This window comes from Streptomyces seoulensis, assembly GCF_022846655.1.
GTDB lineage: Bacteria > Actinomycetota > Actinomycetes > Streptomycetales > Streptomycetaceae > Streptomyces.
Window position 1 is genome coordinate 497988 of sequence record NZ_AP025667.1, and the last position, 20612, is coordinate 518599.

Here is a 20612-nt window from a genome sequence, read left to right on the forward strand (position 1 = left end):
GTCATGCATGAACGAGCAGCCCAGCCGAGCCGCCGCCTCGGTCGACACCCCGGCGGACCAGTACGTCCTCACCCTCTCCTGCCCGGACAAAAAGGGCATCGTGCACGCCGTGTCGAGCTATCTGTTCATGACCGGCTGCAACATCGAGGACAGTCAGCAGTTCGGCGACCACGACACGGGTCTGTTCTTCATGCGCGTCCACTTCTCCGCGGACGCCCCCGTCACGCTGGACAAGCTGCGGGCGAGCTTCGCCGCGATCGGTGACTCCTTCCGCATGGACTGGCAGATCAGCCGGGCCGACCAGAAGATGCGGATCGTGCTGATGGTCAGCAAGTTCGGGCACTGCCTGAACGACCTGCTGTTCCGGGCCAGCATCGGAGCGCTGCCGGTGGAGATCGCCGCGGTGGTGTCCAACCACACCGACTTCCAGGAGCTGGTGGGGTCGTACAACATCCCCTTCCACCACATCCCGGTGACGCGGGACACCAAGGCGCAGGCCGAGGCGCGGGTGCTGGAGCTGGTGCGCGAGGAGCAGGTCGAGCTGGTCGTGCTCGCGCGCTACATGCAGGTGCTCTCGGACGACCTGTGCAAGGAGCTGAGCGGGCGGATCATCAACATCCACCACTCGTTCCTGCCCAGCTTCAAGGGGGCGAAGCCGTACCACCAGGCGCACGAGCGGGGCGTGAAGCTGATCGGGGCCACCGCGCACTACGTCACCGCCGACCTCGACGAGGGGCCGATCATCGAGCAGGAGATCGAGCGGGTGGGCCACGAACTGCGGCCGGACCAGCTCGTGGCCATCGGGCGGGACGTGGAGTGTCAGGCGCTGGCCCGCGCCGTGAAGTGGCACGCCGAGCGGAGGATCCTGCTCAACGGACGCCGCACCGTCGTGTTCGCCTAGCCGGAAAACTTCTTGGGCCGCTCACATGCGGCTCAGGGAAGCCGTCGCCGTGAGCACGTCCCTGATCGCTTCCCTGTCGCCCCGCTGGCCCGCCGTGGTCTCCTCCGGGGTGACGTGGCCCGCCGCCAGGCGGCAGAACTCGACCCCGTCCAGGGCCACATGGGCCACCTCGCGGTCGGGGGCGGGTTCCGTCACCGGGGAGTCCAGGGGGATCAGCCACTGGCCGCCGGCCGCGCCCTCGATCTCCAGGCGCAGGCTGCGGCCGGGGGTTCCCGCCGGGGGCGCGCCGCGATGTGCGGCGACCGCCAGCGGCAGCATCCTGGCCGCCAGCTCGATCATGCGGCTCAAGTGCCGTGGTGCGGGCGGCTCGTAGGGGTAGTGCACCGCGTTGGCGATGTCCTCCGCGTGCACCCAGCACTCGAAGGCGCGGTCCACCAGCGCGTCCCGCAGCGGCAGCGTGAAGTCGCCGTACCCCACCGGGAAGCCGCCCGCGCCGCCGGTGAAGGACACCGTGCGCAGGAGCTGGTGGCTCTGGTCGCGCCACCGGCCGCGCACCGCGCGGGTCTGCGGGAAGCGGGAGGCCCGCCAGAACGCCTCGGTCCGCCCGGCGGGCCCGGCCGCGCCCCGCAGGTCCGACCCGGCCTCGGCGGCGGCCTCCGCCAGCGGGTCCTCCAGGCCGAGCGCGGTCGCCACCATGCCGTCGACCGACAGCAGATGCGCGATCACCCCGGCGACCGTCGTCCGGCGGCTCGCGGGCACGCCCGCCTCGAACCAGCGCAGTCGCACCGGCGTGTGCCACTCCGCGTCCCCGAAGTCCCGCAGCAGCGCGTCCAGCCGGGCGGTCTCCGCGTCGTACGACGCGGCCCACTCGGGGACCGGGATGCGCGGCGGGCGGCGGCGCAGGCAGTTCTCCAGCACCCGGTTGCGCAGGGTGGGGTCCACTTCCAGGCTCTCCGGGCGGTGCAGCAGGCCGACCGCCTCGCGCAGCCGGCGCGCCTCGTCCGCGCAGGCCCCGCAGTCGCCGAGGTGCTCCTCCACGGCGTCCGTCTCCGCCGCCGAGCAGGCGGCCAGGGCCCAGGCGCCGAGCAGGGAGCGCAGCACCTCGTGCGGGAGGTCGAGCCGCTCGGGCCCGGCGGGGGAGCGGGGCTGGGGCACGCGCCCGGGGTCACCGCCCGGACGGCGCTGCTCGGGCAGGCGCTCCGCCGCCTCGTCCCCGCGTCCGCCGGGGACCCCGGAGCGGTCCGGGCCGGTCATCGCGCACCCCCGAGCCCCGGTGGCGCCCCGGCGTCGTGGGCGGTCGAGAGCAGTTGCAGGCCGAGGCGGAGCCGGCGCCGCGCCTCCTCCTCGGTGACGCCGAGGTCGGCGGCGGCCTGGCGGTAGTCGCGCCGCTGGAAGTAGGCCAGATCCAGCGCGGCCCGCAGCGGGTGCGGCATCGAGTGGACGATCCAGTCGGCGCGGGCGGCGACGGAGGCGTGCCGGACCCGGCTCTCCAGGGCCGCCAGTTGTTCCGGGGAGCCGCCGCCGAGCGCGGCCGTCTCGCTCTCGCGCAGCCGCTGCACGGCGAGGCGCTGGGTCGTCGCGGCGATCCAGGTGCGCAGCGGGCCCTGCCGGTGGTCGTAGGTGTCGGGGTGCTCCCAGACATGGGCGAAGACCTCGCGGGTCACGGCGTCGGCGGCCGACTCCTCGCCGAGGACGCGGTGGGCCAGGCCGCGCACCAGGGAGGCGAACCGGTCGTACAGCTCGCCCAGGGCGGCGGCCTCACCGCGTGCGAGTCGCTGCTGCATCGTGCGGTCCCAGCGGGGTGGTGCGTCCTTGGCCGGCATGCGGTTCCTCCCCTCGCCGCGTCCAGGGTGTCCCCTGCGTCCCCTTGAATGTAGTCGGCACGTCGAGCAGTGCGCGCCCCTTTGTGTCAATGCGCGCCCCTGGCAGCGCCGCAGGTGATAGGGGGTCCTTCACATCATCTTCACTTATCTCGGGCCCATCTTCGATCGAAGTACGATCGAACCCGATCGACAGTGACCGAAACAAGCCCTCTGTCGATCCCCCGCGGTTTGCGGTTCCGTGTTTCAGGGAAACGGCCGCTGGGCAGCCGCGCGGAAAGAACCGTAGGAACTGCTTCCATTTCCGGGTGGTTCCGCAAGATCCGCCGAGCGGAGGGGTGTGGCCGTGGCTTTCGAAGTGACCGGCACCGAACGGGGTGAGTGGGCCGTGCTCCGGGTGGCCGGTGAACTGGACCTGGTGACCTCGCCCGTGCTGCGGCAGCGGGTGCACGACGTGGTCGCGGAGGGCCACCACAGCCTGGTACTCGATCTCTCCGAGGTCTTCTTCTGCGACTCCAGCGGCGTCGGCGTGCTCATCGCCGCCCGCCGGCTGATCCGCTCCTGCCAGGGCAGGCTGCGGCTGATCCTGCCCGACCGGGGGGCGGAGGACGGTTCGCACGTGAACCGCGTCCTCGGCGCGCTCGGTGTCCGGCGCCTCTTCGACGTCCGCCCGGACGTGGCCGCCGCCACCGCCGACGAGGCCGGGTCGCTGTCCGCCTGAGCGCCGCCGCTGCCGAGGTGAGCGACCTCGGTGCCACGATCCATGGCCTTGGATGTCGCGGATCGTGGCGAAAACGCGTCACGCAGCGTGGAGGTAATTCCCGTGCCCCGACTGTGACTCGTCACGGCCCGGAGTCGGCCGACCGCTCCGGTACCTTGTGTGGGATGCGAGTGACCGCGAGCGCGAGCGCTACCGGTGAGGCCCGTGGGGCGTCGCCGGATCGTGCGGTGCGCGCCGCTGCTCGCAGGGCGACGGGCGCCTCGCGCCCCGCCTGTTCGACTCCCCGGCGAGTGCGTCGCACAGTATGCCGCACGAGTACTCCTTCGCGCGGGAATATGCCCGAAGCGCTTGTTGGGGTGACTGTACGTCAACCATGCTGTCTCGTAAGGGAATCACGTTCCGTAACGCTTGCTCTGGTCGTTGTTCTGGCCATGCAGAAAATGGCTACGATCGTGGCCCTCGTCGTGCGGTTCGTCGCGGTTCGCGCCGCGGCGGCGGGTCGTCGTGCGGTCATGTGTCCGCCGGTTCGGATGGTGTGAGCGGTGCAGGTGCTTCAAGTGCAACTGGAGATCCGGCCCGACCCCGAAGAGGTGGGGCGGGCGAGGAAATGGGCCCGGTCGCGGCTTGCCGGGCTGGGCATAACGGCCGACGAGCCGCTGGCCGAGACGTTGATCCTGCTCGTGTCCGAGCTGGTGACCAACGCGGTGGTGCACACCGGCCGTCCGGCCCTGCTGCGGCTGTCGCTGCCCGGCGGCGCCCCGGCCGCGACGCCCGCCGGCGCGGAGCCGGCGGCGTCGGTGACCGTGCGCCTGGAGGTGGCCGACGCCAGTTCCCGCGCGCCCGTGCCGCGCTGCGCCGGGCGGGATGCCACCGGTGGCCGCGGTCTCGCCCTCGTCGACTGCCTCGCCGACCGCTGGGGCTGGAGCCCCGAGGGCGCCGGCAAGAGGATCTGGTGCGAGCTGGACCGGTGTTCGCAGCCCCGTGAGGGCGCGGCCCCGGCGTACGGGGTCCAACCGGCCGCCTACGAGGATCTTCTCTTCGAGGCGTTCTAGCCACCGGCCCGGCCGTGCGCCGGGTGTGCTCCCGTGCGCGCCCGGCGTGAAGGGGTCATACGGCATGAATCGCCGTACCGGTGTTGACGGGTGGTGCGCGGGTTGCGGAGGCTGGGGGACGGCGATTCGCCGCGAGGGGACGGCGAGGACATGCGGGGGTGAGTCCTCGTCGAGCGTGGGTCGCACCGGTTGGCGGTGACGGGGGGCGCGAGGGGGTGCACCGCCGACCGGTCCGCCACCCGCGCTCCACAGGCCGGCGCGCCCGCACTCACCTCACGGCGGCGCCCGCGCGGAAGGTGCGGCGGTAGGCGGTCGGCGTCACACCCAGCGCCTGCTGGAGGTGCTGGCGCATCGACTGGGCCGTGCCGAACCCCGAGTCCCGTGCCACCTGGTCGACGGTGAGGTCGGTCGACTCCAGCAACTGCCGCGCGTGTTCGACGCGTTGTGCGGTGAGCCACTGGCCGGGGCTCACCCCGACCTCCTCGCGGAAGCGCCGGGTGAAGGTCCGTACCGACATCGCCTCCCGCTCGGCCAGGTCCCGCAGTTGCAGCGGCTCGTGCAGCCTGCCGAGGGCCCAGGCGCGGGCGGCGGTGGTCGTCGCCACCTGCGGATCGGGCACCGGGCGCTGGATGTACTGCGCCTGCCCGCCGTCGCGGTGCGGAGGCACGACGGTGCGCCGGGCCACCTCGTTGGCGACGGCCGCGCCGTGGTCGCGGCGCACCATGTGCAGGCACAGGTCGATCCCGGCCGCGACGCCCGCCGAGGTCAGCACGTCCCCGTCGTCGACGAACAGCACGTCGGCGTCCACCCGGACCCGCGGGAACATCCGCTGGAACCGGTCGGCGTCGGACCAGTGGGTGGTGGCGGGGCGGCCGTCCAGCAGTCCGGCCGCCGCGAGGACGTAGGCACCGACGCAGATGGAGGCGAAGCGGGTGCCGGGGCGGACGAGTGCCAGGGCGGCGGTGAGTTCGGGGGTGAGCCGTCCCTCCTCGAAGACCGGTCCGAGTTCGTAGGACGCCGGGACGATCACCGTGTCCGCCGTCGCCAGGGCTTCCGGGCCGTGCTGTACGTCCACCGAGAAGTCGGCGCTGGTGTTGACCGGGCCCGGCGGCCGCACCGAGCAGGTGACCACGTCGTAGAGCAGCCGGCCCTCGGCGTCCTTCGGGCGGCCGAAGATGCGGTGGGGTATGCCGAGTTCGAAGGGGATCAGCCCGTCCAGGGCCAGGACGGCTACGCGGTGCGGACGGAACTCCCCGTCCGGGGCCGGGAGGTCAGCGGTCATGGCCCGATCCTAGCGAACACTGTCCTTCGGGCCACTCGTTGCGCGCGGCCGGTGCCGGGACGCTGGAGCACGTGACTCAGACACGTCCCGCTCCCGCCCCCGTCCAGGACGCACCGGCCCGGCGCCGCCGGGTGCACCGCGCCTGGTTCGTCGCCGCCGTCACCTTCGTCACGATCATCGGCGCGGCCGCCTTCCGTTCCCTGCCCGGCCTGCTGATCGACCCGCTGCACGCGGAGTTCGGCTGGTCGCGCGGCACCATCGGCGCGGCCGTCTCCGTCAACCTCGCGCTCTACGGGCTCACCGCACCGTTCGCCGCCGCGCTGATGGACCGCTTCGGCATCCGCCGGGTCGTCGCCCTCGCGCTGACCGTGATCGCGCTCGGTGCCGGACTGACCGTGTGGATGACCGAGCCCTGGCAACTGATCCTGTGCTGGGGCCTGTTGGTCGGCCTCGGCTCGGGCTCGATGGCGCTGGCGTTCGCCGCGACCGTCACCGGGCGCTGGTTCACCGAGCGGCGCGGGCTGGTCAGCGGCATCCTGACCGCCGCGTCCGCCTCCGGCCAGCTCATCTTCCTGCCGCTGCTGTCCTGGATGGTGGAGAGCCGCCATGACTGGCGTCCGGCCGCCGTCACGGTCGCGCTGGCCGCGCTCGCCGTCGTCCCGTTCGTCTGGCTGCTGCTGCGCGACCACCCGGCCGACGTGGGCCTGAAGCCCTACGGGGCGACGGAGTTCGTGCCCAAGCCGCCGCCGGTGACCGGGGCCGCGCGGCGCGCGCTCACCGTGCTCGGCTCGGCGGTGCGCACGGGCCAGTTCTGGCTGCTCGCGGGCAGCTTCGCCATCTGCGGGGCCTCCACCAACGGTCTGATCCAGACCCACTTCGTGCCCGCCGCCCACGACCACGGGATGCCCGTACAGGCGGCTGCCTCGCTGCTCGCGGTGATCGGGGTGTTCGACGTGGTCGGCACCATAGCCTCCGGCTGGTTCACCGACCGCTTCGACTCCCGGCGGCTGCTCGCCGTGTACTACGCGCTGCGCGGTGTCTCGCTGCTGTTCCTGCCGATGCTGCTGGGCCCGGCCGTGCATCTGCCGATGCTGTTCTTCATCGTCTTCTACGGCCTGGACTGGGTCGCCACCGTCCCGCCCACCCTGGCGCTGTGCCGGGAGCGGTTCGGGGACGACACCGCGATCGTCTTCGGCTGGGTACTCGCCTCGCACCAGGTCGGCGCGGCCGTCATCGCCTGGCTCGGCGGCTTCGCCCGCGACCTCTTCGGCACCTACGACATGGTCTGGTACGCCTCCGGCTCGCTGTGCGCGGCGGCGGCCCTGATGTCCCTGGTGATCCGGCGCCGCCCGGCGGCCGTGGCGCTCGCCTAACGGAGGCGCCGCGCCACCGACCTGGCGATCTTCTCCGCGTCGATCGCCAGCTCGCGGAACATCCCGCTGATGGGGTTGGTGAACCCGGTGAAGTACAGGCCGGGGGCGTCCGCGGGGGTGCGGGCGCCGTGCGTCACGGGCCTGCCCCGCTCGTCCAGCACCCCGAGGGCACCCACCAGTCGGTCGAGGCCGCGGCCGTACCCGGTCGCCGCGATCACCGCGTCCGGTGCGATCCGGGTGCCGTCGGCGAGGACCACCTCGCCGTCCTCGAACCCCTCGACGGCGGCCACGATCTCCACCTCGCCGGTGCGCACGGCGTCGATCAGGCCGACGTCCTGCACGGGGATCGCGCCCTGCCGCACCCTGCTGTACAGCCCGGCCTCCGGGCGCGGCAGCCCGTGCTCGGAGAGGTCCGGGGTGCTGACGCGGGCCAGCGGCCGGGCGAGCCGGTCCACCAGCCGCACCGGCAGCCGCCGCACCACGATCCCCGTGTACTGGGCGGCCCAGCCGGCCGTGGAGCGGCGCACGATGTGCGGCGCCGTACGCACCGCCAGCCGTACCCGTGAGGCACCGCCCGCCACCAGGTCCACGGCGATCTCCGCGCCGGTGTTGCCGACCCCGACCACCAGCACGTCCCGGCCGGCGTACGGCTTCGCGTTGCGGTACGCGGAGGCGTGCAGCAGCTCACCCTCGAAGCCCTCCGTGCCGGGCCACTCGGGCAGGCGCGGGGTGTGGTTGTAGCCGGTGGCGACGACCACGGCGGCACCGGTCAGCTCGCGCCCGCCGGAGGCGTGCAGCAGCCAGCCCGCGCCGTCCGGGGTCCGCTCCACCCGGAACACCTCGACCCCGGTGACGATCTCCAGCTCATGGTGCTCGGCGTACTTCTCCAGATACCGGACCACGTCGTCCCGCGCCACCCAGCGCCCGAACCTGCGCGGTATCGCAAGTCCCGGCAGGGCGGAGAGCCGCCGGGTGGTGTGCAGCCGGAGCCGGTCGTAGTGGCGCCGCCAGGACGCCCCCACCCGGTCGCTCTTCTCCAGCACCACCGCCCGCACCCCGCGGGCCCGCAGCGCGTACGCCACCGCCAGCCCGCCGGGACCCGCCCCGATGACGTAGACGGGACGGTCGGCGGGGGTCGCGGAGAGGTCCGCGAAAGAGGGACGCGAGTCGGCCATAGCGCGAGCGTATTCACCCACCCGCTTGATGGGTCTCGGTCAAGACCGGAATCGGTTGCGGATTGATCACGCCTGTGTACGTCATGTGGACAGACCCCACCGGAACGCCCGCGGTGCGGGGTGAAATCGCCGTGCGGGCCGGGGAGTCCGGGTCTGAGGATGTGTACATGGAGCCCTCTGCATGGCAGTTGACCGACGACCTCGCCGAATTCCTCGACAAGGCAGGTGACTTCCTGCGCTCCAGACCCGCCCTGCACACCGTCCAGCTCACGGTCGCCGAGGCGCTGCGCGCACGCGGACCGCACGTCTACGGCGCCGGGCCGCCCCGCTTCGGCGTGCTGTGCGGCGCGGACGGTCTGGTCCGGGCGACCCTGCTGCACACCCCGCCCCGCCCGCTCAACCTCACCCCGCTGGACCCGCCGGACGCGGCGGCACTGGCCGACCACCTCGCGGACACGGGCCACCAGGTCCCCGGCGTGAGGGCCGAGCGGGAGACCGCGGCCGCCTTCGCCGCCGCCTGGCGGCAGCGCACCGGGGCGACCGTCGAGCAGACCGAGCGCCAACGGCTCTACCGGCTCGCCGAACTGACCCCGCCCGCCTCCACACCGCCGGGCCGCGCCCGGGTGGCGGACGCGGCCGACCGGGAGCTGCTGGCGCGCTGGTACGTGGAGTTCGCGGCGGACACCGGCGGCCAGGGCGGCCAGGACCCCGGCCGATGGGCGGACGCCCGCCTGGCGCACGGCGGCGCCACTGTCTGGGAGACCCCGGAGGGCACCCCCGTCTCCCTGGCCGGGAACCTGCCCGAGAGCGCCGGACAGATCCGGGTGGCTCCCGTCTACACCCCGGCCGCCCTGCGCGGGCGCGGCTACGCGGGCGCGGTCACCGCGGAGGTGAGCCGGCGGGCGGCGGAGACCGGGGCCGAGGTGCTGCTCTTCACCGACCTGGCCAACCCGGTCTCCAACCGGCTCTACCAGCGGCTCGGCTACCGTGCCGTGGCGGACTTCGCCGGGTGGGCGTTCGCGGCACCCGGCGCCTGACATGACCTCACGGCCACAGCAGACCCCGCTCCCAGCCGAACTCCGTGCGGCGGTACTCCAGGCGGACGTGGCGGCGGTCGGGGTCGCCCTGGAAGAACTCGACCGTGCGGGGGTGCAGCCGGTACAGGGTCCAGGTGGGGGCCGGGGTCGTCGGGTTCTCGCGGGCCTGGTCCCAGGCCGTCTCCGAGGCCCGGCGCAGGTCGTCCAGGGAGGGGAGGGCCTCGCTCTGGCGGCCGGTGAGGGCTGCCGCCAGGGCGCCGGTGGAGCGGGCGTGCAGGTCGGCCTGGCCCGCCTCGGGCGGGGCCGCCGTCACCGGTCCGCGCACCCGTACCTGGCGGCCCAGCACCGGCCAGTAGAAGGCCAGGGCCGCGTACGGGTCGGCCGCCAGGTCGCGGCCCTTGCGGCTGGTGGAGTGGGTGGCGAAGGTCCAGCCGTCGGCGTCGGCGCCGTGCAGCAGCAGGACGCGTACGTCCGGCCGGCCCTCCTCGTCCGTCGTCGCCAGCGACATGGCGTGCGGCTCCGGCTGGCCCGCGCGCGCCGCCTCGGCCAGCCAGGCGGTGAACAGGGGCAGCGGGGTCGGGGGAGCGGTGTCCGGGTCGAAGGGGCGCAGCTCGGTCGCCTCCGGTGACCACACCCGCAGGGATCGCAGCAGGCCGTCGAGTTCCGGTTCTTCCTGGTGTGCCATGGGTCGAGTATCCGCCGCGCGGCGCCCCGGACACGGCGACAGGCGGTGGTCCACACCGAGGTGGACCACCGCCTGCCAGACAGGACTTGGGGCCGGTGCGCGCGCCGGTCGCTACTTCGTGGGCTTCTTGCCGGTCACTCCCAGATAGATCAGCAGCGCCAGGTTCGGCTTGATCTCGGCCTGCTTCACGCCCCAGGCGGTGAAGCCCTTCTGGTGCGCGGCGACCGAGGCCAGCATGGTGACGAGGGAACCGGCGATCGCCGCCGGGTTCACGTCCTTGTCCACCCGGCCCTTGGACTTCAGCTCGGTGACCGCCTCGGTGAGGGAACCGTTCACCGCGTTCAGGATCTTCATCCGCAGCTTGTTGAACCGCTTGTCGCCCTCGGCCGCCGCCAGGTCGACCACGCGCAGGATCGCGTCGTGGCGCCGGTAGAAGTCCAGGAAGCCGTCCACCAGGTCCTGCGCGGTCTGCCACCCCGCCTTGCCGGTCCAGGTGCGGCCCGCCAGCAGCTCGGTCAGATCGGCGCTCTCGGCGGCCATCGTGTCGGCGATCTCCAGGACGGCACCCTCGACGTCCGGGAAGTACTGGTAGAAGGTCGCGGGCGAGGTGCCCGCCTTCCGCGCGACATCGATGACCTTGACATCTCGGTACGGGGAGGAGCTGAGCATCTCGCTGAGGCAGTCGAGCAGCTTCTGCCGGGTCGCCTGCCCACGCCGGCCGGCCACGCGGCCGTCGACGGTACGCACTTGTCCTGTCATGCCGTCAGCTTACCGACGGGGGGCAGGAGCGCGATTCGGCCGACTGCAAATGGGGTGCGGGCAAGGATTCCCTGGTCCTGCGGGGTGCGCTGGTCCCGGTTACTTTGACGACATGGCCGAAAACAGTGCATCGACGTACGGAGAGGGCACCCCCTGCTGGGCGGACGCCCAGCTCCCCGACGTCGAGGCGGGCAAGCGGTTCTACGGCGAGCTCTTCGGGTGGACCTTCGACGGCGAGGACGCCCCCGGCGCCTCCGTCTGGGCCCGGCTGGACGGCGAACCGGTCGCCTCGCTCGCGCCCAAGACGGACGGCCGGATGCCCACGGTCTGGACGGTGTACTTCGCCACCCCCGACGCCCGCGCCCTGGTCCGCAAGGTCACCGCGGCCGGGGGGCGCCTGATCTCGGGCCCCTTCGCGGTGGCCGACCTCGGCGCCGCCGCCCTGGTCACCGACCCCGAGGGAGCGGTCTTCGGGCTGTGGCAGTCCGACGGCCACCCCGGCTTCGGGCGGCTCCGCGAGCCGGGCTCGTTCGTCTGGACCGAGCTGTACACCCCCGACCCCGGCGCCGCGAACACCTTCTACGGCGCCCTCTTCCACGAGGCCCTGTTCGGCGCGGGAGCGGAGCCCGACTTCGGCCGCGCCCAGGTCACCGACGCCTTCCCGGCCGAGATGCCGCCGCACTTCCTCGTCCACTTCCGCGTCACCGACCTCGACACCGCCCTCGCCACCGTGCGGCGGCTCGGCGGCCGCGTCCAGGTGCCGCCCTTCGACGCGTCGTACGGACGAGTGGCGGTCGTCACGGACAATCAAGGGGCGTCGTTCGCGCTGCTGACCCGGTGACGGGGTGCCGCGGGGGCGGTGAAATGACGGGATAGGGCACGAGACACCCCGATTCGCCACCGGGTTCGCAACCGGGCGCCCGGCCAGGAAGAATCGGGGTGCGTGCCGCCATGGCGGTGCGGTGGTGAGACGCTGCACTTCGGTCGCGTCCAAAGGCGGAAGACGCGGCTCGTACGGGGAGGTGGCAGGCAAGTGGTGGATCAGCTTACGCAGCACGATCCGCGGCGGATCGGGCCGTTCGAGGTGCTGGGCCGGCTGGGGGCCGGCGGCATGGGGCTGGTCTATCTGGCGCGCTCGGCGTCGGGGCGGCGGGTGGCCATCAAGACGGTCCGCACGGAGCTGGCCGAGGACCAGCTCTTCCGGGTCCGCTTCACCCGTGAGGTGGAAGCGGCCCGCGCGGTCTCCGGCTTCTACACGGCCGCCGTCGTCGACGCGGACCCGCGCGCGGCGGTGCCCTGGCTGGCCACCGCGTACGTCCCCGCGCCCTCGCTCGAAGAGATAGTGAACGAGTGCGGGCCGCTCCCGGCCCAGGCGGTGCGCTGGCTCGCGGCGGGTGTGGCCGAGGCGCTGCAGTCCATCCACGGCGCGGGGCTCGTTCACCGCGACATGAAGCCGTCCAACGTGCTGGTGGTCGAGGACGGCCCCCGCGTCATCGACTTCGGCATCGCCTCCGGGGTGTCCAACACCCGGCTGACGATGACGAACGTCGCGGTGGGCACCCCGGCCTACATGTCGCCCGAGCAGGCCAAGGACTCCCGCAGCGTCACCGGCGCCAGCGACGTGTTCTCGCTCGGCTCCACCCTGGTCTTCGCCGCCACCGGTCACCCGCCCTTCCACGGCGCCAACCCGGTCGAGACGGTGTTCATGCTGCTGCGCGAGGGCCCGGACGTCACCGGCCTGCCCGACGAACTGCGCCCGCTGATCGAGGCGTGCATGCAGATGGAGGCGCCCGGCCGGCCCTCCCCGGCCGACCTGCAGGCCCAGCTCGCCCCGCACCTGTTCGGCTCCGGCTCCGACGACTCCGGCACCGCCTCCGCCTGGCTGCCGGAGAAGGCCGTCGCCCTCATCGAGTCCCGCCGGGGCGGCCGGCCGCCCGCCAAGCCCGCCCCGCTGCCGCCCGGCCCGCGCAGCGCGGGACGCCCGGCGGTGCCCCCGCCGCCGTCCTACGACCCGGTCGTCCCGTCCCCGGCACCCGCGCCGTCCGGCGGCCCCGACACCGGGCCGGTCCGGCTGGCCGGGGTGAAGGTGCCCATCGGGCCCGGTCCGCGCGTCGCCGACGCCCGCGCGGCCGCCGTGAAGGCGCCGCCGCCGGAGGCCGGACTGGTCGCCAACTGGTCCCGGCCGCGCCCGGGCGTCAACGGCGCCGACCCCGTCCTGCCCGCGGTGCCCCCGCAACTGCCGGAGACGGCGGCGGGCTGGCGGCCGTGGCGGTTCCGGATGTCCAACGACGTGTGGGGCACCCCGTCCGTCGACGGGGACCTCGTCTACGTCACCTCCTTCGAGGTGCACGCCCTGGACGTCGCCACCGGGCGGCGCCGCTTCAAGACGCGGGACGTGGCCTGGTCGATGGCGGTCGCGGACGGCCGTATCCACGCCTCCGACGGGCCCACCCTGTTCGCGCTGGACGCGCGTGAGGGCACCGACCTGTGGCGGCTGTCCACGGACGCCTGGGTGTACTCCCTGCACGCCGACCACGGCACGGTCGTCACCGGCACGCGCGGCGGCGGGGTGCAGGCGTGGGAGGCGGCCGCCGGGCGCAAGCTGTGGGAGATCTCCGGCTGTCAGACCGACTTCGAGTCGCCCGAGGCCGGCCCCGCCGTGCACGACGGCACCGTCTACGTCTGGCAGGACGCCCGGCTGCGCGCCCTGGAGGCACGCACCGGCGACGAGCGTTGGTCGTACCCGATCGGAGACGCGGCCTCCTGCGGCGGGGTGCCCGTACGGGTGACCCCGGCGGCGGACGGTTATGTGTACGTCAGCGCGGGCAGCCGGGTCCTCGCCATCGAGGTCTCGACCGGCCGGGTGCGCTGGCACTTCGAGGCCCCGGCGGTGTTCCTGTGCCCGCCCGCCTTCGTGCCGGGCCCCGCGGTCACCGGCGGCGGGGTCTACCTCGCCGACTACCTCGGCACCGTCTACGCCCTGGACGCCGCCGACGGCCGCGACCGCTGGCGCATCGCCACCGAGGCCCGCTCCTCGGTCGAACCGGTGCTGGTCGCGGCCGGGCACGTGCACGTCGGCAGCGGCAAGGGGCTGTACACGCTCGACGCGGTCACCGGCACGCCCAAGTGGCGCTTCCAGGCGGGCGGCGACGTGGTGGGCGCGCCCTCGGTCGCCGAGGGCCGTATCCACTTCGGCTCCACCGACCACCTGCTGTACACCCTCAAGGCCGACGACGGCCGACTGCGCTGGAAGCTCGCCACCGGCGGCGAGATCACCGGCTCACCGGTGGTCAAGGACGGTGTGGTGTACGCGTGCAGCAAGGACCGGTGCGTGTACGCGCTGGACGCGGAGAAGGGCACCGGGACGGCCCGTACGGCCTGAGGGCCCGCGCGGCGGCTGGCCGTGACGGCGAAGAACACGGAAACGGCCGGGTCCCCCGACCCGGCCGTTCCCGTGTTCCCGCGTGAGCCGCGGCGGCTCCCCCTCCGCTCCGCAGCGGCTCACGCTCCCCCGTGTGTTCCCCCGTGCGTCCCCCCGGTCTAGCGCGGGTCGCCGACGGTGATGTGGCTCTCCAGCGTGGTGACGTCGTCCAGCTCGTCCTTGGCCTGCTCCTCGCCGGTGATGTGGCTCTCCTGAGGAGTGACCTCGGGCGCGGCGGCGGCCTTGGCGCCCTCGCCGGTGATGTGGCTCTCCTGCGTGGTGACTTCGTCGGACTTCTTGGCGTCGCTCATCGACGGACTCCGTTGCTCTGAGGTGATGCTGTGGCGGCCGGGTCCGCCCGGCCGCTCCCCCGAGGGCATCCGGACGGACCCGGTCACAGCCGGCCACCGCTACGGCGACCGACGGCACTGCCGACCCGCCCGCCCCCGAGTCGGCGAATCGGCTGCGAGAAAGACTGCACGGGCACGATAAACGAACGATGAACGCCGGGTCCCGCGCATTTCTGCGGACCGGCGTTCACCCGGCCGGGGCGGGGGACAGCAACTCCCGCAAGGTGGCCGCCTCCGCCGAGCCCAGCCGGTCGAAGACGGCCAGCGCGTCCGTCCAGCAGGCACGGGCCCGGTCCGACTCACCGAGGGCGGCGAGGGACTTGCCGAGGACGGTCAGGACGCCCGCGCGGCGCCAGTCGCCGCCCACGTGCAGCAGGACGGACAGGGACTGCTCGGCCAGGGCCGCGGCGGCCGCCGGGCGGTCCGCCAGGCGGAGTCCGGCGAGCCGGAAGAGGGTCATGCCCTCCCACAGCCGCTGGCGGCTGTCCCGGAAGATGGTCAGCGCCTCGGTGAGGTGGGCCTCCGCCTCCTCGGTTCGCCCCGACTCGGCCAGCGCCAGCCCCAGGGCGTAACTCCCGTTCGCCAGCCGGACGGTGAGGCCCAGGTGCCGGTAGACGGCGACGCCCTCCCCGGCCAGCTCCACCGCGCTGTCGACCCGCCCCATCGACAGGTGCACCCGCGACAGATTGCACAGCGCGCTCGCCTCACCGGGGAGGTTGCCGTCCGCGCGGTAGGCGGTCAGGGTGCGCTGGAGGTAGGTCTCGGCCTCGGCGTGCCGGCTGCGGTAGGCGGCCACGATCCCGCGCTCGCTGGGCGCGTTGCAGTCGATCCACGGGTCACCGGCGGACCCGGCCAGCTCCACCGCCCGCTCGGCCTCCGCCTCCGCCTCGTCGAACCGGCCCGCGTTGAGGTGCACCTGGGCCAGCGTGGTGCGCGCCCGGCCCTCCACCAGCGCGTCCCCGGCCTTCGCGGCCGCGTCCCGTACGACGGTCGCGGCGGCCCCGAACTGGTGGGCGTCGGCGCCGGATTCGGCGAGGTCCTTGGCGACGAGCAGCAGATCCACCGCCCGCCGCAGGCTGCCCTCGGCCACCGACTGCCGTACGCAGGCCAGCAGGCAGTCGGCCTCCGCGTACAGCCAGTCCAGCGCGTCCCGGTGCCCGGCGAAGGACAGCCCCCCGTGTCCGTGGGGGTGCAGATGCTCCACGGTGCGGTCTCCGGGCCGCTCGATGGCGTACACCCGGGCGGCCGTGGCCAGATAGAAGTCCAGCAGCCGGGAGAGCGCGGCCGCCCGCTCGCCGGGCTCGCGCTCGTCCCGCTCGGCGCAGGCCCGCGCGTAGAGCCGTACGAGGTCGTGGAAGCGGTAGCGGCCAGGCGCGGCCGACTCCAGCAGCGAGGTGTCGACCAGCGACTCCAGCAGGTCCTCGGTGTCCTCCGGGCCGAGGTCCAGCAGCGCGGCGGCGGCCGCCAGCGAGAGGTCGGGGCCGTAGGCCAGGCCCAGCAGCCGGAACGCCCGCGCCTGGGCCGGTTCGAGCTGGCCGTAGCCGAGTTCGAAGGTGGCCTTGACCGCGAGGTCGCCGGCCTGGAGCTCGTCCAGCCTGCGCCGCTCGTCCGCCAGCTTGGCCGCGAGCACGGAGGTGGTCCAGGTGCGGCGGGCCGCGAGCCGGGAGGCGGCGATCCGGATCGCCAGCGGCAGGAACCCGCACGCGGCCACCACGTCCAGCGCCGCCTTACGCTCGGCCGCGACCCGCTCCGCGCCCACGATCTTGGTGAACAGCGACAGCGCCTCCTCGGGCGACATCACGTCCAGGTCCACCAGATGCGCCCCGGCGAGACCGACCATCCGCACCCGCGAGGTCACCAGCGCCGCGCACCCCTCGGTGCCGGGCAGCAGCGGTCTGACCTGCGCCGCGTCCTTGGCGTTGTCCAGCAGCACCAGCACCCGGCGCCCGTCCAGCACCGACCGGTACAGCGCGGCCCGCTCCTCCGGCGAGTCCGGCACCGCCGAGTCGGCCGTGCCGAGCGCCCGCAGGAACGAGCCGAGCACCGTCTCCGGCTCCGCCGGGCGCGGGCCCGCCCCCTGGAGGTCGACGTAGAGCTGGCCGTCCGGGAAGGCGGCACGGGCCCGGTGCGCCACGTGCACCGCGAGGGTGGTCTTGCCGACGCCGCCGATCCCGGCCAGCGCGGACACCGCCATCACCCGGCCCTCCGCCTCCGAGGCCGAGGCCAGCACCTCGCTCAGCTCGGTCACGAACGCCGCCCGCCCGGTGAAGTCCGGTACCGAAGCGGGAAGTTGGGCGGGCAGGACGCGGACCACGGGAGGCTCCGCGGCCGGCGCCGAGGGCTCCGCGAGCGCCGGGTCGGCCCGCAGGATGCGCTGCTGCAGATCGCTGAGCCCCGGACGCGGGTCCACGCCCAGCTCCTCGGCCAGCAGCCGCCGGGTGTCCGCGTACACCGCCAGCGCCTCCGCCTGGCGGCCGCTGCGGTACAGCGCCAGCATCAGCAGCTCACGGAACCGCTCGCGCAGCGGATGCTCGGCCGTCAGCGCGGTCAGCTCCGAGACGGCCTCGGCGTGACTGCCCTGCTCCAGGTCCATGTCCAGCCGCGATTCGAGGAGTTGGAGTCGCCACTCCTCCAGCCGCACCCGCTGCGCCTCCGCGTACGGTCCGGGCACGCCCGCCAGGGCCTCGCCGTCCCACATCGCCAGCGCCCGGTTGAGCGCCTCCCTCGCCTCGCCCAACTCCCCTGCGCCGCGCGCCTTCTCGGCCTGCGCGGCGAGTTCCTGGGTGACGGCGAGGTCCAGCGGGGCGAGCGTCCGGATGGCGTAGCCGCTGGACTCGCTGACCAGGACGCCGGGTTCGAGCACCTTGCGCAGCCGGGACGCGTAGGTCCGGACGGCCGCGAGCGCCCTGGGGGGCGGTTCGGTCCCCCAGAGCGCGTCGATCAGTTCGGCCGCCGTCGCGGTGCGGCCCTCCCGTAGCAACAGGGCGGCGAGCAGAGCGCGTTGCTGTGGAGAGCCGGCGGGGACCGGTACTTCGCCCCGCCAGGCCCGTACCGGCCCGAGCACCCCGAACCGCAGCACGGCGGAACCGGAGACCCGCTGCTCAGGCACCCGCGGCCCACCGTCCATGCGTTCGCCCCCTAGGCAATCCAGCTTCCCGGGCCAGTTTGCCTTCTTCACGGCACTTGCGTCAGCCGTGCGAGACGCCGATCACAAGGCGGCGCGGGGGACTCCACAGAGTTTTTACACTCGCGGCTTCAGCTCTTGGTCGTGCTGTTGAACAACGAGCGGGACCAGATGTAGCCGACCAGGGCGATCCCCGCGCACCAGGCGAGCGAGATCCAGCCGTTGTTACCGATCGCCGAGCCGGTGAGCAGACCGCGCAGGGCCTCGGTCATCGGGGTGAACGGCTGGTGCTCGGCGAACCAGCGCAGGCCCGGCGCCATCGACCCGGCCGGCACGAACGCGGAGCCGAGGAACGGCAGGAACTGGACCAGCAGCGGCTTGTTGCTCGCGGACTCCACGGTCTTGGAGATCAGGCCGAGCGCCACCGACAGCCAGGTCACCGCGAAGGCGATGGCCGCGAGGAGCCCGGCGGCGGCCAGCCACTCCAGCGGGTTCGCGTCCGGCCGGAACCCGAGGGCGAGCGCCACCGCCACGACCAGGACGAGGCTCACCATCGTCTGCAGGACGCTGCCGATGACATGCCCGGTCATGAACGACGACCGGGTGATGTTCATGGTGCGGAAGCGGTTGATGATGCCCTCGGTCATGTCCGAGCACACCGCGATCGAGGTCGACATGGCTCCGGCCGCCACCCCCATGACGATCACGCCGGGGGTCAGGTACTCCAGGTAGGCGCCGCGCCCGCCGCCCATCCCGCTGCCGATCGCGTCCCCGAAGGCGTACACGAACAGCAGCAGCATCAGGATCGGCATCATCGAGCTGCCGAGCGAGACGGCCGGATAGCGGATGGCGTGCTTGATGTTGCGCCGCAGCATCGTCATCGAGTCGTGCGCGGCGTGGCCGAGGGTGCTCATCGCTGGGTCTCCTTGACGTCCTGGGCGTCGGCGTCGACGCGGAGGGGGGTGCCGGTGGTGCCCTGGCCGGTCAGCGCGAGGAAGACGTCGTCCAGGTCGGGGGTGTGCACGGAGAAGCCGGCCGCTTGGACACCGGCGGCGTCGAGCCGGTCGAGCAGGGCGCGCAGCGCGTCCAGCCCGCCGTCGCCCGCCACCCGCAGGGCGAGGTTCTCGTCATCCCGCGCGGCGCCGGGGAAGGCCGCCGCCGCGCGCTCGTACTCGTCGGGGCCGGTGAACCGCAGCCGCACGTGGGCGCCGGGGATGCGCGCCTTCAGCTCGTCGGCGGTGCCCTCGGCGACGATCCGGCCGCCGTCGAGGACGGCGATCCGGTCGGCCAACTGGTCGGCCTCCTCCAGGTACTGGGTGGTGAGGAAGACGGTGGTGCCGCCCGCGACCAGCGAGCGCACGGTGTCCCACATGGTGCGGCGGCTGCGCGGGTCGAGCCCGGTCGTCGGCTCGTCCAGGAAGATCACCTGGGGGTCGCCGACCAGGGTCATGGCGAGGTCGAGCCGGCGCCGCATACCGCCGGAGAAGGTCGCCGCCCGCTTCCTCGCGACGTCCGCGATCTCGAACCGCTCCAGCAACTCCTGCGTACGGGCCCGCCCTTCGCGCTTGCCGAGGCGGAGCAGGTCGGCCATGAGGAGGAGGTTCTCCTCGGCGGTGAGGAGGTCGTCCAGCGCGGCGAACTGTCCGGTGACGCCGATCGCGGAGCGCACGCCGTCCGGTGCCGTGTGGATGTCGTGGCCCGCGACCAGGGCCTGGCCGCCGTCGGCGGCGATGAGGGTGGAGAGGATCTGCACGGTCGTGGTCTTGCCGGCGCCGTTGGGGCCCAGCAGGGCGAACACGGTCCCGGCCGGGATGGCGAGGTCGATGCCGTCCAGCACGGTCTTGTCGCCGTACGACTTGCGCAGACCGGTGACGGAGACGGCGTCGGGACGCGGGTCCGAGGCTTTTCTGGGCGTGGGCATGACAGATGAAGGCATGGAGCCCTCCTGAGGGCCGAGGTGAAGGAGGAAGAAGCGGAAGAAGCGGAAGCGGGGGGAAGCGGGGGAGCGCGCGCGCTCAGGCGTGGGCGCGGAGGATGTCGACGTTGCCCCAGTTGGTGCGGGCGTGGATCTTGACGGTGTCCTCGGTGTGCTCCGGCGCCCCGGACGAGGCGAGGGCGTTGCGCACCTGGCCGTGGGTGGAGCTGACGTCGAGCCAGGCGGCGGTGCCCTCGCGGACGCCGATCTCGATGGAGCCGTTGGAGGTCTGCAGCCGGACCTCGCCGCGCGCGACCTCGGCGATCCGCAGGGGGCCGTTGCTCGTGGCGCCGTCGACCGACGCCTCGGCACGCCCGATGTCGATGCCGCCGTTGGCGCCGTTCACCCGCAGCTCGCCGGTGACGGCGGCGAGGACCGTGGTGCCGTTGGTGTTCTTCAGGACGGCGGGGCCGTCGATGGTGCCGACCCGGACACTGCCGCTGCTGGTGGTGATCTCGGCCGCGCCCTCGACCCGGTCCACGGTGACCGAGCCGTGCGACACGGTCAGCTTCAGCGGGCCGGTGCTGTCGAGGCGGACGTCGCCGGTGGAGGACTTCACGCGGACCTCGCCCAGGCGGCCCTCGCCGAGCACCTGGGTCCAGGAGCCGGTCACCTCGGCGGAGGAGCCCACGGGCAGGCACACCGTCACGTCGACGAGGCCGGAGGGCCCGATGAGCAGGCGCTCCCGGGTCCGGACGGTCAGGGTGCCGGCGGCGAAGGTGACCTCGGTCTGCTCGGCGGCCCGCACGTCCTTGTCCCGCTTCGGGTCACGGGGAAGTACCTCGACGACCGTGTCCGTGCGGTCGCTCGCGGCGAACCGCAGGGAACCGGCGCCCACATGGGCGGTGACCGCGATGGGCTCGGGGGTCTCGAAATCAGGCATGGCTGTCCCGTCCTCTTGGCTCGTCAGGGCGTCCCCGCAGGTGGGACGTGGTGT

18 protein-coding genes are annotated in these 20612 nt (G+C 73.5%); 7 read left to right on the forward strand and 11 right to left on the reverse strand.

The window, feature by feature from the left end:
* Nucleotides 1–7: 7 nt before the first annotated feature.
* Nucleotides 8–901, forward strand: coding sequence for a formyltetrahydrofolate deformylase (gene purU / locus HEK131_RS02425; RefSeq protein ID WP_217461297.1), 894 nt, complete (start codon nt 8–10; stop codon nt 899–901).
* Between the two features lie 21 nt (nt 902–922).
* Here purU and HEK131_RS02430 read toward each other — a convergent pair whose 3' ends face one another.
* The gene (locus tag HEK131_RS02430) at nt 923–2155 is read right to left on the reverse strand and encodes a maleylpyruvate isomerase N-terminal domain-containing protein (protein WP_244333507.1); all 1233 of its coding nucleotides are present in this window, start codon (nt 2153–2155) and stop codon (nt 923–925) included.
* Complete coding sequence (locus HEK131_RS02435) at nt 2152–2724, reverse strand: RNA polymerase sigma factor (protein ID WP_217461295.1); 573 nt, start codon at nt 2722–2724, stop codon at nt 2152–2154. Before HEK131_RS02435 ends, HEK131_RS02430 begins: the two co-directional genes overlap by 4 nt.
* A 337-nt stretch (nt 2725–3061) precedes the next feature.
* Between HEK131_RS02435 and HEK131_RS02440 the strand changes: the two genes are divergently transcribed.
* A complete protein-coding gene (locus tag HEK131_RS02440; RefSeq protein WP_161148759.1) occupies nt 3062–3442 on the forward strand; it encodes an STAS domain-containing protein in 381 nt (126 codons plus the stop codon).
* 557 nt (nt 3443–3999) lie between these two features.
* Nucleotides 4000–4494, forward strand: a complete 495-nt coding sequence (locus tag HEK131_RS02445; RefSeq protein WP_217461483.1) for an ATP-binding protein — start codon at nt 4000–4002, stop codon at nt 4492–4494.
* A gap of 268 nt (nt 4495–4762) precedes the next feature.
* Here HEK131_RS02445 and HEK131_RS02450 read toward each other — a convergent pair whose 3' ends face one another.
* Nucleotides 4763–5776, reverse strand: coding sequence for a GlxA family transcriptional regulator (locus HEK131_RS02450; RefSeq protein ID WP_244333508.1), 1014 nt, complete (start codon nt 5774–5776; stop codon nt 4763–4765).
* 71 nt (nt 5777–5847) lie between these two features.
* On the opposite strand from HEK131_RS02450, the gene HEK131_RS02455 reads away from it, so the two are divergent.
* A complete protein-coding gene (locus HEK131_RS02455; protein WP_244333509.1) occupies nt 5848–7149 on the forward strand; it encodes an MFS transporter in 1302 nt (433 codons plus the stop codon).
* Here HEK131_RS02455 and HEK131_RS02460 read toward each other — a convergent pair.
* Nucleotides 7146–8324 (reverse strand): flavin-containing monooxygenase, encoded by a 1179-nt coding sequence (locus tag HEK131_RS02460; protein WP_217461292.1) that lies wholly within the window; start codon nt 8322–8324, stop codon nt 7146–7148. The genes HEK131_RS02455 and HEK131_RS02460 overlap by 4 nt on opposite strands.
* Before the next feature lie 167 nt (nt 8325–8491).
* Here HEK131_RS02460 and HEK131_RS02465 point away from each other — a divergent pair, with 167 nt between their 5' ends.
* Complete coding sequence (locus HEK131_RS02465) at nt 8492–9361, forward strand: GNAT family N-acetyltransferase (protein WP_244333510.1); 870 nt, start codon at nt 8492–8494, stop codon at nt 9359–9361.
* A 7-nt stretch (nt 9362–9368) separates the two neighbouring features.
* Here HEK131_RS02465 and HEK131_RS02470 read toward each other — a convergent pair whose 3' ends face one another.
* The gene (locus HEK131_RS02470; protein WP_217461290.1) at nt 9369–10046 is read right to left on the reverse strand and encodes a pyridoxine/pyridoxamine 5'-phosphate oxidase; all 678 of its coding nucleotides are present in this window, start codon (nt 10044–10046) and stop codon (nt 9369–9371) included.
* A gap of 111 nt (nt 10047–10157) precedes the next feature.
* Nucleotides 10158–10793 carry a TetR family transcriptional regulator gene (locus HEK131_RS02475; protein ID WP_217461482.1) on the reverse strand — a complete coding sequence of 212 codons (636 nt, stop codon included), beginning with the start codon at nt 10791–10793 and terminating at the stop codon, nt 10158–10160.
* Nucleotides 10794–10917: 124 nt separating this feature from the next.
* On the opposite strand from HEK131_RS02475, the gene HEK131_RS02480 reads away from it, so the two are divergent.
* Together HEK131_RS02480 and HEK131_RS02485 are read left to right on the forward strand one after the other, a co-directional pair.
* Nucleotides 10918–11646, forward strand: a complete 729-nt coding sequence (locus HEK131_RS02480; RefSeq protein ID WP_244333511.1) for a VOC family protein — start codon at nt 10918–10920, stop codon at nt 11644–11646.
* Between the two features lie 192 nt (nt 11647–11838).
* Nucleotides 11839–14187, forward strand: coding sequence for a PQQ-binding-like beta-propeller repeat protein (locus tag HEK131_RS02485; RefSeq protein ID WP_244333512.1), 2349 nt, complete (start codon nt 11839–11841; stop codon nt 14185–14187).
* Between the two features lie 158 nt (nt 14188–14345).
* On the opposite strand, the gene HEK131_RS02490 is transcribed toward HEK131_RS02485, so the two are convergent.
* The 5 genes from HEK131_RS02490 to HEK131_RS02510 form a co-directional block, all read right to left on the reverse strand.
* The gene (locus HEK131_RS02490) at nt 14346–14537 is read right to left on the reverse strand and encodes a hypothetical protein (RefSeq protein ID WP_217461287.1); all 192 of its coding nucleotides are present in this window, start codon (nt 14535–14537) and stop codon (nt 14346–14348) included.
* A 226-nt stretch (nt 14538–14763) separates the two neighbouring features.
* The gene (locus tag HEK131_RS02495) at nt 14764–17703 is read right to left on the reverse strand and encodes an AfsR/SARP family transcriptional regulator (protein ID WP_244333513.1); all 2940 of its coding nucleotides are present in this window, start codon (nt 17701–17703) and stop codon (nt 14764–14766) included.
* Nucleotides 17704–17831: 128 nt separating this feature from the next.
* Entirely contained in the window at nt 17832–18614 is a 783-nt protein-coding gene (locus HEK131_RS02500; protein WP_217461285.1) for an ABC transporter permease, read from the reverse strand.
* Complete coding sequence (locus HEK131_RS02505; protein ID WP_244333514.1) at nt 18611–19636, reverse strand: ATP-binding cassette domain-containing protein; 1026 nt, start codon at nt 19634–19636, stop codon at nt 18611–18613. Before HEK131_RS02505 ends, HEK131_RS02500 begins: the two co-directional genes overlap by 4 nt.
* Nucleotides 19637–19715: 79 nt before the next feature.
* On the reverse strand, nt 19716–20558 hold the full coding sequence (locus HEK131_RS02510; RefSeq protein ID WP_244333515.1) for a DUF4097 family beta strand repeat-containing protein: 843 nt from the start codon (nt 20556–20558) through the stop codon (nt 19716–19718).
* Nucleotides 20559–20612 lie beyond the last annotated feature (54 nt).

What these genes read in the sequence shown, in the direction of transcription:
- purU (WP_217461297.1), top strand. Translation starts at nt 8, where the DNA reads ATGAACGAGCAGCCCAGCCGAGCCGCCGCCTCGGTCGACACCCCGGCG.
- HEK131_RS02430 (WP_244333507.1), bottom strand. Translation starts at nt 2,155, where the DNA reads ATGACCGGCCCGGACCGCTCCGGGGTCCCCGGCGGACGCGGGGACGAG.
- HEK131_RS02435 (WP_217461295.1), bottom strand. Translation starts at nt 2,724, where the DNA reads ATGCCGGCCAAGGACGCACCACCCCGCTGGGACCGCACGATGCAGCAG.
- HEK131_RS02450 (WP_244333508.1), bottom strand. Translation starts at nt 5,776, where the DNA reads ATGACCGCTGACCTCCCGGCCCCGGACGGGGAGTTCCGTCCGCACCGC.
- HEK131_RS02460 (WP_217461292.1), bottom strand. Translation starts at nt 8,324, where the DNA reads ATGGCCGACTCGCGTCCCTCTTTCGCGGACCTCTCCGCGACCCCCGCC.
- HEK131_RS02465 (WP_244333510.1), top strand. Translation starts at nt 8,492, where the DNA reads ATGGAGCCCTCTGCATGGCAGTTGACCGACGACCTCGCCGAATTCCTC.
- HEK131_RS02470 (WP_217461290.1), bottom strand. Translation starts at nt 10,046, where the DNA reads ATGGCACACCAGGAAGAACCGGAACTCGACGGCCTGCTGCGATCCCTG.
- HEK131_RS02480 (WP_244333511.1), top strand. Translation starts at nt 10,918, where the DNA reads ATGGCCGAAAACAGTGCATCGACGTACGGAGAGGGCACCCCCTGCTGG.
- HEK131_RS02490 (WP_217461287.1), bottom strand. Translation starts at nt 14,537, where the DNA reads ATGAGCGACGCCAAGAAGTCCGACGAAGTCACCACGCAGGAGAGCCAC.
- HEK131_RS02495 (WP_244333513.1), bottom strand. Translation starts at nt 17,703, where the DNA reads ATGGACGGTGGGCCGCGGGTGCCTGAGCAGCGGGTCTCCGGTTCCGCC.
- HEK131_RS02500 (WP_217461285.1), bottom strand. Translation starts at nt 18,614, where the DNA reads ATGAGCACCCTCGGCCACGCCGCGCACGACTCGATGACGATGCTGCGG.
- HEK131_RS02505 (WP_244333514.1), bottom strand. Translation starts at nt 19,636, where the DNA reads ATGCCTTCATCTGTCATGCCCACGCCCAGAAAAGCCTCGGACCCGCGT.
- HEK131_RS02510 (WP_244333515.1), bottom strand. Translation starts at nt 20,558, where the DNA reads ATGCCTGATTTCGAGACCCCCGAGCCCATCGCGGTCACCGCCCATGTG.